We start from the raw sequence: 14,922 nt of genomic DNA, 5'->3' as shown, positions 1-14,922 counted from the left end.
AACCTTTGGAGCTATTTCTCTTATTGAATATCAATAATATTATCATCTTCTCGTTGGACTTTGCCAGAGGCATTTAATTGAATCGACTGCCCTTCACCCAAGTTCGTAAAGATGACTGGTGTAATTTTTGACGGTGCGTTTTCTTCAATATAAGACAGGTCAACTTCCATTAACAACTGTCCTTGTTTCACTTCATCGCCTTCTTCAACTTTGGCGGTAAAGCCTTCACCTTTTAAGTTCACCGTATCAAGACCGATATGGATTAACAGTTCAGCACCATTATCAGCTAAAATACCAATCGCATGTTTTGTAGGGAAGATGTTCACAATTTTCCCGTTTACTGGTGACACAATGTTGCCATCTACTGGATTAATGGCGAAACCATCACCCATCATCTTAGTGGAAAAGACTTGATCAGGCACTTCTTCTAACGGCAAGACTTCTCCTTCTATTGGGCTGACAAAATTCAAGTCACCTTGAATACTTGCTGTTTCTTCACCCTCTGTTGCTTCATTTGTGTCATCTGCTTCTTGTCGTGGTGACTTACCATCTATAATATCTTGCATTTGGCCTCTAATCGTGTCAGATGATGGGCCATAAATCGCTTGAATGTTATTACCAACTTCCATGACACCAGAAGCACCTAATTGCTTCAATTTATCTTTGTCTACTTTTCCTTTATCATCTACGCTCACACGCAAACGAGTAATACAAGCATCTAAGTTGGTGATATTTTCTTCACCACCCATAGCCGTTAAAATTTCGTAAGGGCGGTCATCTGTCTCTCCTTCGTCTTCTGCATTATTCGCTTCATCTTCACGACCAGGTGTTGCTAAATTAAATTTCTGAATCGCAAAGCGGAAACCAAAGTAATAAATGACAGAGAAGACTAAACCAACGATGATCACCCACCACCAATCGGTACGGTTCGGCATGATACCAAATAACAGATAGTCAATAAAACCGCCCGAGAAGGTCATACCAATCTTAACATCTAATAAATACATCGTCATAAACGATAAACCAGCAAACACACAGTGAATCGCAAATAGTAACGGCGCCACGAATAAGAATGAGAATTCAAGTGGCTCTGTAATCCCTGTTAAGAAGGACGTTAAGGCTGCGGAGAACATGATACCGCCAACCACTTTCTTGCGTTCAGGTTTTGCCGTATGATAGATGGCTAATGCTGCTGCTGGAAGACCAAACATCATAAATGGAAACTTACCAGTCATAAAGTTACCAGCTGTAAAGTCGACACCATCTTTTAACTGTTCAAAGAAGATGGTTTGATCTCCACGGATTAATTCACCTGCTGCATTCGTATATGTGCCAAATTCAAACCAAAATGGCGAATAGAAAATATGGTGCAAACCAAATGGAATTAACGCTCTTTCAATAATACCGAAAACAAAAGTAGAAAGTGTCCGATTTGTTTCTAGCATAAAGTGGGAAACTGCGTTCAATCCATCTTGTGCAAATGGCCAAACAGCGTACATAATTAACCCTAAAATTAAAGATGAAAAAGCGGTAATAATCGGTACAAATCGTTTACCAGCAAAGAATCCTAAAAACTGCGGCAACTCTATATTATAAAATCGATTATACATATAGGCGGCCAGTATCCCGACAATAATTCCCCCGAACACACCGGTACCGAGTGTCGGAACACCTAGCATACTTTCATAGGCAGCTTCAGATGTCATGTCATCGGTAATGCCACCGATTTCACCCATCGTTACATTCATAATCATATAACCGATAATAGCTGCCAAACCAGCGACACCATCACCCTTCGCTAAGCCGATTGCTACACCGACAGCAAATAGTAAAGGTAAATTATCAAAAACAACTCCACCAGCTTCCTCCATAACCCCTAGAACGGCTTGAACGCTTTCATTACCGAACCAAGGGAACTTTTCTACCCATTGATCTTGGGCGAAGCTAGTACCAAATGCCATTAAAATACCAGCTGCTGGTAATAAGGCAACAGGAAGCATTAATGCCTTCCCAACTTTTTGCAATGTCCCAAATAGATTAGACATGCGAAGATCCTCCTTTTACATAACATATAGTGGAATCAAAAGCTTGCCAACAACAATAAAAAAGGCATGAGTAAAAGGAATTGCCTTCAGAACACCTATCGGATAGACTCCACCCATAGATTTTCCGAAAACATCCTTTTTACTCATGCCTGATCAGATCAGTAACACGTTATTCAGATGATTGCATTAATCGTTGTAAATGAATCGTTAGATATAACACCTCAGATTCATCTACACGTGTATTTAATTGTTGTTGCATCACTTTGATCAATTTCCATGCTAGATTATAGCACATCGGATAAGTCGCTTTCAATACTTTTGCTAAATTTGTTTCTTCTCCTAACTTTTCTCCTTGATACACACGCTCGATAGCACGGTGTAAATGCTGAACTAAACGATTATAATTGACATTTTTTCGATCGAATGTCATTTCCAAATTTTCTTCGACCATTTCAACGAGTTGAGCAATTAATTGATGATGACGATTCATATCGCGAATAGCCTTATCCGTTACAGCACTATGAATGTGTAAGGCAATAAAACCGACCTCACCTTCAGGAAACGTTACCCCAACCTGCTCTGTGATATAGGCAACGACTTCTTCAGCCACTTGATATTCCTTAGGATAGAGCGACTCAATTTCGAATAAAAAAGGATTCGTAAATTGAATCGATTGGTTGGCTCGGTTAATCGCAAAGGATAAGTGATCAGTTAAAGCAACATGGATGTGCTCATTTAATGATTCATCCATTCGTTCTTCGATATGCAAGATGACATCGTTCAATATATCCATCAGTTCTTGATCCACATGAGATAACAACTGTTTATATTGCATTTGTTCATGCTCGTCCTTCAATAAAAACGTTTTCTCAGCCTGACTTGCTGGCACTTGATCTCCTTTTTTCTTATTAAAGCCAATCCCTTTTCCAATGAGAATGACTTCATTGTACGTCGCGTGCGAAGCAATTAACACATTATTGTTAAGCGCTTTAATCACGACCATTTCTTCTTCCATGGTGATCCCCCATTTAAACGGTTGCATTTTTCATGATTGATATTGTACATGACTTCCACAAATTTAACCAGTAATAAACTTACAACCAACGAAAGAAGAAGTTAAAAAACCTAGTGTCATCAGTTATGATGTACACTAGGTAATTGTCTGTTATGATTCCATTTGTTTCGCCAAAAAAGTGGCAGCGGTTTGTGCTGCTTTTTGAGCGGACTCGCCAAAATCTTTTTTTTCTTTGGTAAATAAGACGACACAGCCGATTGGGTCACCGCTTGCCACGATTGGTTGTAACGTGTAAGCAGCGACTTCCTCTTCTTTATTTTCAATCAATTCAACCGTATTCGTACTCGTTTCCAAAACAGAGTCTCGATTATCCATCATTTGATCAAGGCTTTTACCGATATGTTTTCCTAAGTACTCTTTTTTCGTCTCACCTGCAACAGCGATAAATTCATCTCGATCACTTATAAGTACGGATAACCCTAAAGAATCAAATAAAGCCTCTGCATACTCTGTAGCAAAATCTCCTAATTCACTAATCGGGGAATACTTTTTCAATATAACTTCTCCATCACGGTCAACAAAAATTTCTAGCGGATCTCCCTCTCGAATGCGTAAAGTCCTCCGAATTTCTTTTGGGATCACAACCCTACCTAAATCATCAATACGACGTACGATACCTGTTGCCTTCATAATTTCTCTATGACCTCGCTTTCTTGTATGAACTGTGCTACCGTTATTTCTAGCGGGGATGAAATAACTAGGTGTAGACTTAGTATGTTTACATTTGGTGAGAGCTATACCATTTTCCTATTAGAATTTCCAAAAAGATCTTGCACTCGCCATCCATAGCTATTAAGCAACTGGCACGGATTTCATTTCTTGCAAGGCCTCAAGGAACTTTTGCAAGATCTGATAACGTTCATGTGATTGTTGCGGGTTCAATCGGAACGTTACTTTCAACTTACGGCCCTCTGTCCCTAATTGGATCATTCGACCGTATTGATTCGAGAATTCAAACAACTTGGCGCCATCAATTGCTTGACTAGCTTCTTCATCAACAATAATTTCGATATTGCGCTTTTGTTCTGATATGGCCTCAACACGTTCTGCTTTAGAGAGCATTTTTAATTCCGATACACGGAACAAGTTCTCTACTTGTTCTGGGTAATCACTGAATCGATCAATGATTTCGTCCTTTAAATCTTCAATGTCCTCTTTTGATTGCACAGCCTGGAAACGTTTATACATATCAATCTTCTGCTTCTCATCTGGAATATAATCATCTGGAATATATGCATCGATCTTCAAATCAAGCTCAACTTCAAACGGCTGGACTTCTTCGATCGTTTTGCCTTTTTTCTTCGCTTGTATCGCTTCTTGCAGCATTTGAGAATACATGTCAAAACCAACCGAATCAATAAAACCATGCTGCTCTGCACCTAGAATATTTCCTGATCCACGAATCGACAAGTCACGCATCGCAATCTTAAACCCAGATCCAAGTTCGGTAAATTCCTTAATGCTTGTAGTCGTTGTTCCGATACCTCGGTTAAAATTTTATCTTGCTGATACGTGAAATACGTATATGCGACACGATTTGACCTACCAACTCGCCCTCTTAACTGGTATAGTTGACTTAATCCCATTCGGTCTGCATCATATACAATTAACGTATTGACGTTCGGAATATCAACACCCGTTTCAATAATAGTCGTACTCACTAAGACATCTGCTTCACCTTCTAAAAATGAAAACATTACATTTTCCAATTCTGCTTCATTCATTTGCCCATGAGCCACTGCAACACGCGCATCACCCACGAGCGCCTGGATTTCTTGTGCTTTTCGTTCAATGGAATCCACGCGATTATAAAGAAAATACACTTGACCACCCCGGGAAATTTCGCGTTCAATAGCTTCACGCACAAGCGGCCCATTATATTCCATGACATATGTCTGGATCGGAAAACGGTTTTCAGGCGGTGTTTCAATTACTGATAAATCGCGCACACCAAGCATTGACATATGCAATGTTCGTGGAATCGGTGTTGCTGTTAACGTCAGTACGTCAACATTGGTTTTTAATTGTTTAATTTTTTCTTTATGTTTGACTCCAAAACGTTGTTCCTCATCAACAATGAGTAACCCTAAATCATTGTAAATCACATCTTTCGATAACAAACGATGCGTGCCAATGACTATATCAACCGTTCCATTTTTCAAACCTTTTAACGTGTCGTTCTGCTGTTTCTTGGTGCGAAAACGACTAAGCATGCCAATGTTAATCGGATACTCTTGAAACCGCTCCATAATTGTTTCATAGTGTTGCTGAGCAAGAATCGTTGTCGGAACGAGGATCGCTACCTGCTTTCCGTCCACAATAGCTTTGAAAGCAGCTCGAATCGCTACTTCTGTTTTTCCATAACCGACGTCACCACATAACAATCGATCCATGGGTTGAACTTTCTCCATATCTTCTTTGATTTCTTGAATGCAACGAAGCTGATCCTCTGTTTCTTGATAAGGGAATGATGCTTCAAAATCGCGTTGCATCTCAGTATCTTCAGAAAATGCGTATCCTTTGGAAGCTTCCCTTTCGGCATATAGCTTAATTAAATCATCAGCGATATCTTCCACTTTCGACTGCACTTTTCGCTTTACTTTCTTCCATTCGTTACCGCCTAATTTATATAACTTAGGGTCTTTGCCTTCAGAGCCAACATATTTTTGCACTAAATCAATTTGATCAATCGGCACAAAGAGCTTGTCATCTCCAGAATATTGAAGGAGCAAGAAGTCTTTATGCAATCCACTTACTTGTAGCGTCTCAATCCCAACATAACGCCCAATCCCATGGTTCGCATGAACGACATAGTCACCAATCTGTAATTCTTGGTAACTTTTAATGCGTTCTGCATTTGATACTTTTCGTTTCCTCTTTTTCCGATTTGTCCGCTTTTGTCTAAATAATTCGGATTCAGTGATCACTGCTACTTGATGCATGGGAAGCTCGAATCCTCCGGTGACATTCCCTACAACAATAGTTGGCGCGGACAAAGGAAAAGCTGGTACTTCACTGATCATCATAGAATGCATGTCATAATCATCTAATACACCATGGATTTTTTCTGCACGTTGCTGATCTGGCGCAACAATAATGACCGAATAGTCCCCTTTCGACCATCGCTGCATTTCATTTTGTAATAAATGCATTTGACCATGAAATTGTTGCATCGCCCGACATGATATATTCACAATATTTGACGGATTGGTATTCGGAATATGACGTAAAAAAACGGACATATACACACGTGGCTGCTTCATATGAGCCCATACGTCATTCCAATCAAATGATAGCTTTAAATCCCTTACAGTTTGATTCCTCTCTAAACGATCGCGCATCCATTCTGCTTCTTCTTCATCTAAATGGATGCCTGTTTCTTGGATTCTACTCATTTCATCGAGTATCAGTATGCCATCTGACGATAAATAATCTAACAAGCTATGAGGCTGTTGATAAAAGTAATGGACATACTTTCGCATTTCTTGAAAGCGTTCGAGTCCTGCTAAGCGCTCAATATCTTGAGATACATTTTGTTGCAATTCTTGCTTGTTGACATCATCCTGTTGTTTCTTTAACGATTCTTCTAACGCCTGTTCGAGGCGCTGTGCTCCTGCAGAGATATCCTGATCTGATAATAATAACTCCGTCGCTGGTGTAATCCATACTTGATCCACCTTTTCTAATGACCTTTGCGACTCACCATCATAATAACGAATCGAATCTACTTCATCATCAAACAATTCAATTCGAATCGGATTTGTTTCTGTTAGCGGGTAAATATCTAATATACCGCCGCGCATACTAAATTCGCCAGCATGGCTTGTCATTTGCTGACGTACATATCCCATCTCATGAAGTGATTGTAAGGTTTTTTCAATATCTAATGTTGCCCCAACTTGAAAAGAAAGCTGATAATACTTCCAATATTCAACAGGTGGAAGCATGCGTTTCAATGCTGCGATAGGTGCAATCAAAATACCATCATCCTGCTCTAGCCACCGCGTTAAAGCGTCAATCCGTTGACTTAACAACTCCGGACTAGCAACAGCTAATTCTGATGCTAACAACTCATTCACCGGATATAAATAAACATTTTTCGTATCTGAAAACTCGATCAAATCGTCATATAACTGTTGAGCCTGTGACAACTGATGAGTGACTAACAACATTTTCTTATCGGTCGACTCCTGTATCATCGAACTAAAAAGACTTCGGGTCGAACCAGATAAACCAGATATCAATTGCTCTTGTAAGCCAGACTCAATCCCATCAACAATTGAATAGATATCCTCACGATCTAATAAATACTGTTTTAGTGCTTGCATAAGCGCTCCCCCTAGTTTTCCTATACCTACTATATATGATCATGCTTTGACTCGCATGTATGCTTCGATCAAACTGCAAAAATGCTTTGGCGTTTCACCAAAGCTTTTTTGTCAGTTATTTGAGTGCGTAGAATGTTTTGTTAAGCTATTTCACCAGTAATGTAGTAATAAACTAAGTCTCTTCTTCATTGTATGAAATGATCTAATTCATGATATTCTGGATTTTGTTCTAATATTTGCTGGCAACTTTCACAAATGACTTCAAAATTGATGGATTGATCAGGCTGGTATTGCATTAACTTTTGACGTTCTTCAGTTGAAAGTACATTCCAACCTAATCGTTCCGCATTTATTTCTGTCGGATTAATTCGGCCAACTTCTCCACCACAATGTTTACATGTATACACTAAGGTCATATGAACCTCCTTATGACTCCAAGGATGATTTATTTTTATTGTTAACGACCTTATCACTCGTTATACATGTAAATTATTCGGCTGAAGATTGGTTATATTCATTCATAACCACCTGAAACGGTGATTCCATCCACTCATCCATCGCATCTGCTGCTTTAGCAATTGTTTCATTTAGCGTCGGATGTTGTGATTTTGGAAATTTTCCTAATACATAATCAACGACCGACATCGGTGTATCTGGCCTTCCAATACCGAAGCGTAAACGGTTAAAATTCTTCGCGCCTAACTGATCAATGACCGAACGAATGCCATTATGGCCACCATGTCCACCTTTTTGTCGCAATCTGATCTTTCCTAAAGGCAAATCTAAATCATCAAAAATCACCGTTACTTGGTCAGGCTGCAATTGGTAAAAATCCATTAACGGAACAATCGATTCACCTGATAAATTCATAAATGTTTGTGGCTTTAATAACATAATTTTTTCGTTCTGATAGGTTTCCATACAAAATAAGCCATTAAATTTATTTTTCGTTAATTTCCAGTTGTGTCTATGAAGCAATTCATCAATGACCATAAAACCAACGTTATGACGTGTTTTACGATATTTAAAACCAGGATTTCCTAACCCCACAATACATTTCATCTAAAACAACTTCCCTTACCACATAATTTTATCTTAGTTTAACATAAATAAAATACCGACTAAAGTGAGCGGAGTCATATGTTCCAAGTGCTTTTATCCTGCAAACAGATGCATCTAAAGTCAACGATTGGCAGGGAAAATGAATATTTCATGCAAACAGATGCTTTTTCATTCCTTGTTTGACTCATATATCGATTTTCAATGCAAATAAACGCTTCTGCTCATTCTGTTTGCAGCATATATCATTTTTCAATGCAAACAGCCACTTTCATTTCTTCTGTTTGAAGCAAATACTGATGGAATTAACCATTTCGGATCCATTATTGTACTAATCCGGTACAAGCACTCACCTAAATAAAGTCACTATAAAAGGCGCAACGTGAATTGTTGCGCCTTTCTCCTCTAGGATTCATCTCAACTGTCGCTTTTTTCATTAATGACTTCAGGTTCTGCATCTTCTGTTTCGCCTGCTGCTTCTTCTGCACTCGGCTGTTCGTCAGGAACAAGCACAGAAACAATTGTCGCTGTTTCATCTTCTAGTACTTCGTATTTCTTACCATCTTTCAAATCCGAAGCCAAAATACTATCACCGATTTCTAAATCCGTTACATTAACTGTAATTTGTTCAGGAATATCTCTTGGTTTTGCTCTAACTTGTAATTCATATAGTGGTTGCTGTAAAACGCCACCTTCTTTCACACCTTTGGCTTCACCTTCTACAGATATCGGCACATTGACATCCATTTCTTCAGACATGTTCACCGCATAAAAGTCGGCATGAATTAATTCTCCTTTTAATGGTTCCGTTTGATAGTCATGGAGCATCACATCCAGGTGATCATTATCTACCTGTAGAGAAATAATCGCATTTCTACCTTCTTCTCTCACGGTTTTCACTAATTCGATATTATTGACAGAAATGGTTTGCGGTTCCACTTCGTTCCCATATAATATAGCTGGAACATCTCCTGCCTTTCGAATTTCTTTTGTTACCGATTTGAGTAAGTTATCTCTTTTCTTTGCCTGTAATGCTACTGTCAAGTTCATCACCCTCCATATGAATTTAGAACATGTATATTAAGTCATTCCCTGACAAACTATGGATTAAACATGTTTTTCATCATCTAACAGGTGTTGGCTACACATTAATCGAAAAGTACACTAACTGATTGGCGTTCATGGACACGAATAATCGCTTCGCTGATTAAAGGTGCAATTGATAGCTGTGTAATTTTATCGATTTGTTTTTCCTCTTTAAGCGGAATACTATTCGTCACTACAAGCTCCTGAATTTCAGAATTATCAATCCGTTCGATGGCTGGCCCAGAAAGCACTGGATGTGTACAGCAAGCATAAACACCTTTGGCTCCATTTTCCATTAAGGCATTAGCGCCTAATGTAATCGTGCCAGCTGTATCAATAATATCATCAATAATAATCGCTGTTTTTCCTTCAATCTTACCGACAATATTCATTACCTCTGCTACGTTCGGACGAGGTCTACGTTTATCAATAATCGCAATCGGCGCCTTTAATCGTTCAGCCATTTGTCGAGCTCTTGTTACGCCACCGTGATCAGGGGATACAACGACAATATCCTCTAAGCCTTTTTCTTTCCAATAATTTGATAGAATCGGCACACCTAGCAGTTGATCCACTGGTATATCGAAAAAACCTTGAATTTGCGGAGCATGGAGGTCTAATGAAATGACTCGCGTCGCCCCTGCCGTTTGTAACAAATCTGCTAGTAATTTTGCAGTAATTGGCTCTCTTGCCCGTGCTTTACGGTCTTGACGTGCATAGCCATAGTAAGGTATCACTATATTAATGGATTTAGCTGAAGCCCGTTTCAACGCATCGACCATAATTAATAATTCCATAATGTGTTCGTTACCTGGTTCACAAGTGGATTGTACAACATAGACATCACAACCACGAATACTTTCTTCAATGTTAATTTGAATTTCGCCATCACTAAATTTGGTCACTGAGCTCTTCCCTAATTCTACGCCAATGTTGGCTGCTATTTCCTCTGCTAAGGCTGGGTTTGAGTTTAATGTGAATACCTTCAGGGACGAATCCTTATACTGGGACATGTTGATACCTCCAAAACATTCTAATATCTTTATTTATACTTTTTTGCATATTCTTCTTTGTTTACTTGTTTCGCTCGACCAATTGACAGCGCGTCAGACGGCACATCCTGATTAATCGTTGAGCCAGCAGCAACTAGAGCCCCTTCACCAACCGTTACTGGTGCGATTAAATTAGCATTACAACCAATGAATGCATCATCTTCAATTTTTGTTTTAAATTTATTTTTTCCATCGTAATTGACTGTAATCGTGCCACAACCAATATTGACACCACGACCAATTTGCGCATCACCTATATAAGATAAGTGGGGAACTTTACTTTCATCTTCAATGCTTGATTTCTTAATCTCAACGAAATTTCCCACTTTTACATCATTACCTACCGATGCTTCCGGGCGAATATGGGCAAACGGACCAACCTGGACACGTTTCCCAATCTCACTCGATGTGGCCACACTATGTCTAATAATTGTATGTTGTCCAATTTCACAATCGTTTATTTCCGTATTCGGCCCAATTTGTGCACCGTTTCGAATGGTCGTGTTTCCTTGAATATAACATCCTGGATAAATCGTTACGTCTTGTTCGATAGCGACATCTGGTGTGATATACGTCTGATTTGGGTCAACAATCGTTACCCCATTACGCATATGTTGCTCATTAATACGCTCTTTCATAAAAGCTTCTGCTTGTGACAAAGCAACACGATCATTCACACCTACCGTTTCACGAAAATCCATAGTCTGATAGGCAAGGACTTTTTCTTGCTTTTGTTGCGCAATTTCAATGACATCTGGCAAATAATATTCACCTTGGGCATTATCGTTCGAAATTTGGTCAAGTGCCTCAAATAATAGTTGATTATCAAATGCATATGTACCTGTATTAATCTCTTGAACGCCCTTTTCTTGTGTAGTTGCATCTTTTTCTTCCACAATACGCTCGACTTGACCCGCATCATCACGAATAATGCGTCCATATCCTGTTGGTTCATGTGCATGTGCCGTTAACAGAGTAACTTTTGCCTCTTCTTTTTCATGGTAATCTAAGACGGACTGTATAGTATCTGCTGTTAATAATGGTGTGTCTCCACATACAACAATCGTCGTACCTTGCTTATCTTTTAAATAAGGTTTCGCTTGTAAAACAGCATGCCCTGTCCCTAACTGTTCTCCTTGTACAACAAACGCTGACTCATCACCGAGTTGTTCTTGCACTTTTTCGGCTCCATGTCCAACAACTGTTGTAATGCTAGACAACTGGATGGCGTTTAACTGATCAATTACATGCTGTACCATTGGCTTTCCTAACACTGGATGAAGCACTTTATACAATTCTGACTTCATTCTCGTACCTTTTCCCGCCGCCAATACGACGGCAAATCGATTCGACATGTTTTCCCCTCCGCCTATATTTTAAACTGCATCAAAAATTAGCGTTTATATATGTATTGTAACATGATCTTACGGTTTGCTTAAGGATAACCCATCGCCATTTCCAATATGAATATATATGAAACCAACGTTTTTTTCAACATGAAGTTTTTTATGAAACTGATGTTTCGTTCTTAGTAAAATGACACCATTAAATAGAAAAAGCCTAGCCACTAAGACTAGGCTTTTTCGTTATGACGAATCACTCACACAAAAAATTAGCGGGAGTTTATGTATACGCTCCCACTAATCGATAGAATCAATGAATTTATGAAGCACCTGCTTCTTCGTATTGCGCTTCTGCTTCTCCTACACGGTGATATTCTTCTAATACTGCGTCTTGGATTTTTGAACGAGTACCAGAGTTAATCGGGTGAGCAATATCTCTGAATTCACCGTCAGGCGTACGCTTAGAAGGCATTGCTACAAACAAACCATTGTTTCCGTCAATCACACGAATGTCATGAACAACAAATTCTTGATCTAACGTGATTGATGCGATTGCTCGCATTCTTCCATCGGTATTCACGCGGCGTAATCTTACGTCAGTAACTTCCATTATGTATCACCACCTTTTCCCTATTAAGAACTTATTTTACTTATTCAACAAATTTTAATAAATTCCTGCCTACTTTTAAAAAAATTTCATGATTTTGCTAAAAAAATGTTCTTATTTGGAATTTGTGGTGTGAGGCTCAACATTCATAGTCATCGAAAAAAAGGACTTCCTACTAAAAAGCAAAAATAGAAGCCCAATATTCTCAAACAATTCGATTATTCAAAATAGTTACCTTTAGTGACCTCGATTTCTTGTTTGTTATCATCTACGTTCTTTATTTGGACTAACGACGTGTAATTATCAACAACTCGTTCTTCCTCTTCATCTTCAGCTTCTGCTAAAACACCAATCGCTCGAACGTTTGCTTGAAACTCATTTAACAGGCTTTTCATGCCATTAATGGTTCCGCCCGCTTTCATAAAGTCATCAATAATGCAAACATTCGCATCAGCTTGGAGACTTCGTTTCGATAAAACCATCGTTTGAATTTTCCGCGAAGATCCTGAAACATAATTTATGCTAACCGTGGAGCCTTCCGTTACCTTCGGATCACGTCGTACAATGACGACTGGGATTTGTAAAAAGGAAGCGACAGCATAAGCCAATGGAATTCCTTTTGTCGCAACTGTAACAATCGCATCAAGCTCTAAATCGCTAAAATGAGAGGCAAATAACCGTCCGATATTTCGAATGGTACCCGGGTTACCAAGTACATCACTCATATATAAATACCCACCTGGCAAAATGCGATTGGGATCTGCCAATTCTGTACATAATTGACCGACAAAAGCTTCACTATTCTCATTTGATACTTTGGGTATATACTTCACTCCACCTGATGCCCCAGAGATAGATGATAAATATCCGATACCATCTTCTTGGAACATGCGATCAATAATGACTAGATCTTCACTAATTGATGATTTGGCCGCACCATATGTTTCTGAAAAAAAAGGAAGTGAAATCAGTTCCATCGGATGTTCTGTTAAATATGTTGTCATTGCTACTAACCGGTCACTACGTTTCATGGCTACACCTCAAAATCCGAATATTTTGTGGTAAATATATCATTTTATACGTGTTTATTCAAGTGCGGTTGATTCACCGAGCATACGAACAACATACACTTGCTCACAGAATCCGCGTAAACTGTTATATATACGCTCCGCCTTTTTTTCCTGCTGTACGAGGCCAAATACAGTTGGCCCACTTCCACTCATTAATACAGCATCAGCACCAGAATGACGCATCAACTTTTTTATTTGTTGGACTTGAGGATGATTAGGTAAGGTAACTGATTCAAGTACATTGCCTAGTCGTTCACATATCCCTTGATAGTCTCCCCGCTTAATACTATCAACCATCCCTTGTGTATCAGGATGCAACACATGATCCAATTGCAACGATTGAAACACACTCGGAGTAGCTACCCCTTGAGACGGTTTAGCAAGAACGACCCAGCAAGTGGGAGGCGGAGGCAATTCAGTAATTTTTTCCCCTCTTCCATTTGCTATCGCTGTGGAATTATATATACAAAATGATACGTCAGAGCCAATTTCAGATCCTAATAACGACAACTCTTCGGTTTCAATCCCTAAATTCCATAATCGGTTGAGACCTCTTAAAGTGGCCGCTGCATCACTACTTCCACCTGCTAAACCAGCTGCAACTGGTATTTGTTTCTCTATATAAATACGAACACCCCGTGTCACTTGATAACGCTCTTGTAATAATTTAGCTGCCCGATATGCTAAATTTCGTTCATCACTCGGCACAAATCGATTTTCAGACACGACAGTAATGGAACCATCTTCTGTCAAGACAAATTCTAATCGATCAGCTAAATCCACTGTCGTCATAACCATTTCAACTTCATGATATTGATCTGAGCGCTTGTATAAAACATCTAATGTTAAGTTAATTTTTGCTGGGGCTTTCTCAGAAATAAACATTCAATACACCTACTTCGACCACATCGTCCATTTTTTATACCACATATCTTATGATAACATACCATAAGATGAGAAAAGGGACAAAACCTAAAAATTAGGTTTTGTCCCTAGAAATGCGCTCTTCTGCCATTTGCACAGCCCTTTTCACCATATTTCCAGCATCACGTGCTGTGATACCGCCCCAACCATCTTTTTGCACAGTGTCGTAAAAACCTAACTCCTTGGCAAGTTCCTCTTTCAAGTGATCAGACATCACACCCCGTCTTCGGGTCATAAAGAAACTCCCTTCTGTCGTTTTCTACGACACGCATAGTGTATGTAAAATGGTTACGACTATACATTCTTCCTTATCAAAAGGCTGTTTTCGTAAAC

12 protein-coding genes and 1 pseudogene are annotated in these 14,922 nt (G+C 39.1%); all 13 read right to left on the bottom strand.

Annotation, left to right across the window (positions count from 1 at the left end; genetic code table 11):
• Nucleotides 1-20: 20 nt before the first annotated feature.
• Nucleotides 21-2,045 (bottom strand): glucose-specific PTS transporter subunit IIBC, encoded by a 2,025-nt coding sequence (gene ptsG, locus J416_RS04205; protein ID WP_003465872.1) that lies wholly within the window; start codon nt 2,043-2,045, stop codon nt 21-23.
• A 169-nt stretch (nt 2,046-2,214) separates the two neighbouring features.
• Nucleotides 2,215-3,060: a glucose PTS transporter transcription antiterminator GlcT gene (glcT, locus tag J416_RS04200; RefSeq protein WP_003465870.1), complete on the bottom strand. Its 846-nt coding sequence runs from the start codon at nt 3,058-3,060 to the stop codon at nt 2,215-2,217.
• 150 nt (nt 3,061-3,210) lie between these two features.
• Nucleotides 3,211-3,750, bottom strand: a complete 540-nt coding sequence (spoVT, locus tag J416_RS04195) for a stage V sporulation protein T (RefSeq protein ID WP_003465868.1) — start codon at nt 3,748-3,750, stop codon at nt 3,211-3,213.
• A gap of 162 nt (nt 3,751-3,912) precedes the next feature.
• A pseudogene (gene mfd, locus J416_RS04190) lies at nt 3,913-7,448 on the bottom strand (transcription-repair coupling factor).
• Nucleotides 7,449-7,633: 185 nt separating this feature from the next.
• Nucleotides 7,634-7,864, bottom strand: coding sequence for an anti-sigma-F factor Fin (locus J416_RS04185; RefSeq protein ID WP_003465865.1), 231 nt, complete (start codon nt 7,862-7,864; stop codon nt 7,634-7,636).
• Nucleotides 7,865-7,937: 73 nt separating this feature from the next.
• The gene (gene pth, locus J416_RS04180) at nt 7,938-8,510 is read right to left on the bottom strand and encodes an aminoacyl-tRNA hydrolase (RefSeq protein WP_003465863.1); all 573 of its coding nucleotides are present in this window, start codon (nt 8,508-8,510) and stop codon (nt 7,938-7,940) included.
• A gap of 414 nt (nt 8,511-8,924) precedes the next feature.
• Entirely contained in the window at nt 8,925-9,551 is a 627-nt protein-coding gene (locus J416_RS04175) for a 50S ribosomal protein L25/general stress protein Ctc (RefSeq protein ID WP_003465862.1), read from the bottom strand.
• Nucleotides 9,552-9,655: 104 nt separating this feature from the next.
• Nucleotides 9,656-10,606: a ribose-phosphate diphosphokinase gene (locus tag J416_RS04170; protein ID WP_003465860.1), complete on the bottom strand. Its 951-nt coding sequence runs from the start codon at nt 10,604-10,606 to the stop codon at nt 9,656-9,658.
• 29 nt (nt 10,607-10,635) lie between these two features.
• A complete protein-coding gene (glmU, locus tag J416_RS04165) occupies nt 10,636-12,000 on the bottom strand; it encodes a bifunctional UDP-N-acetylglucosamine diphosphorylase/glucosamine-1-phosphate N-acetyltransferase GlmU (RefSeq protein ID WP_003465859.1) in 1,365 nt (454 codons plus the stop codon).
• A gap of 307 nt (nt 12,001-12,307) precedes the next feature.
• Nucleotides 12,308-12,598 carry a septation regulator SpoVG gene (spoVG, locus tag J416_RS04160; protein WP_003465857.1) on the bottom strand — a complete coding sequence of 97 codons (291 nt, stop codon included), beginning with the start codon at nt 12,596-12,598 and terminating at the stop codon, nt 12,308-12,310.
• Between the two features lie 215 nt (nt 12,599-12,813).
• Entirely contained in the window at nt 12,814-13,626 is an 813-nt protein-coding gene (gene purR, locus J416_RS04155) for a pur operon repressor (RefSeq protein ID WP_003465855.1), read from the bottom strand.
• A gap of 54 nt (nt 13,627-13,680) precedes the next feature.
• A complete protein-coding gene (ispE, locus tag J416_RS04150) occupies nt 13,681-14,550 on the bottom strand; it encodes a 4-(cytidine 5'-diphospho)-2-C-methyl-D-erythritol kinase (RefSeq protein ID WP_003465852.1) in 870 nt (289 codons plus the stop codon).
• A 94-nt stretch (nt 14,551-14,644) separates the two neighbouring features.
• Nucleotides 14,645-14,824 carry a small, acid-soluble spore protein, alpha/beta type gene (locus J416_RS04145; protein ID WP_003465849.1) on the bottom strand — a complete coding sequence of 60 codons (180 nt, stop codon included), beginning with the start codon at nt 14,822-14,824 and terminating at the stop codon, nt 14,645-14,647.
• Between the last annotated feature and the right edge of the window lie 98 nt (nt 14,825-14,922).

The sequence above is a fragment of the Gracilibacillus halophilus YIM-C55.5 genome, assembly GCF_000359605.1.
In the GTDB taxonomy this organism is placed as follows: domain Bacteria; phylum Bacillota; class Bacilli; order Bacillales; family Amphibacillaceae; genus Gracilibacillus; species Gracilibacillus halophilus.
This window is presented reverse-complemented; position numbering and strand designations above follow the sequence as displayed.

Coding starts and splice junctions, on each gene's coding strand:
- ptsG (WP_003465872.1), bottom strand. CDS start 2,045: ATGTCTAATCTATTTGGGACATTGCAAAAAGTTGGGAAGGCATTAATG.
- glcT (WP_003465870.1), bottom strand. CDS start 3,060: ATGGAAGAAGAAATGGTCGTGATTAAAGCGCTTAACAATAATGTGTTA.
- spoVT (WP_003465868.1), bottom strand. CDS start 3,750: ATGAAGGCAACAGGTATCGTACGTCGTATTGATGATTTAGGTAGGGTT.
- J416_RS04185 (WP_003465865.1), bottom strand. CDS start 7,864: ATGACCTTAGTGTATACATGTAAACATTGTGGTGGAGAAGTTGGCCGA.
- pth (WP_003465863.1), bottom strand. CDS start 8,510: ATGAAATGTATTGTGGGGTTAGGAAATCCTGGTTTTAAATATCGTAAA.
- J416_RS04170 (WP_003465860.1), bottom strand. CDS start 10,606: ATGTCCCAGTATAAGGATTCGTCCCTGAAGGTATTCACATTAAACTCA.
- glmU (WP_003465859.1), bottom strand. CDS start 12,000: ATGTCGAATCGATTTGCCGTCGTATTGGCGGCGGGAAAAGGTACGAGA.
- spoVG (WP_003465857.1), bottom strand. CDS start 12,598: ATGGAAGTTACTGACGTAAGATTACGCCGCGTGAATACCGATGGAAGA.
- purR (WP_003465855.1), bottom strand. CDS start 13,626: ATGAAACGTAGTGACCGGTTAGTAGCAATGACAACATATTTAACAGAA.
- ispE (WP_003465852.1), bottom strand. CDS start 14,550: ATGTTTATTTCTGAGAAAGCCCCAGCAAAAATTAACTTAACATTAGAT.
- J416_RS04145 (WP_003465849.1), bottom strand. CDS start 14,824: ATGACCCGAAGACGGGGTGTGATGTCTGATCACTTGAAAGAGGAACTT.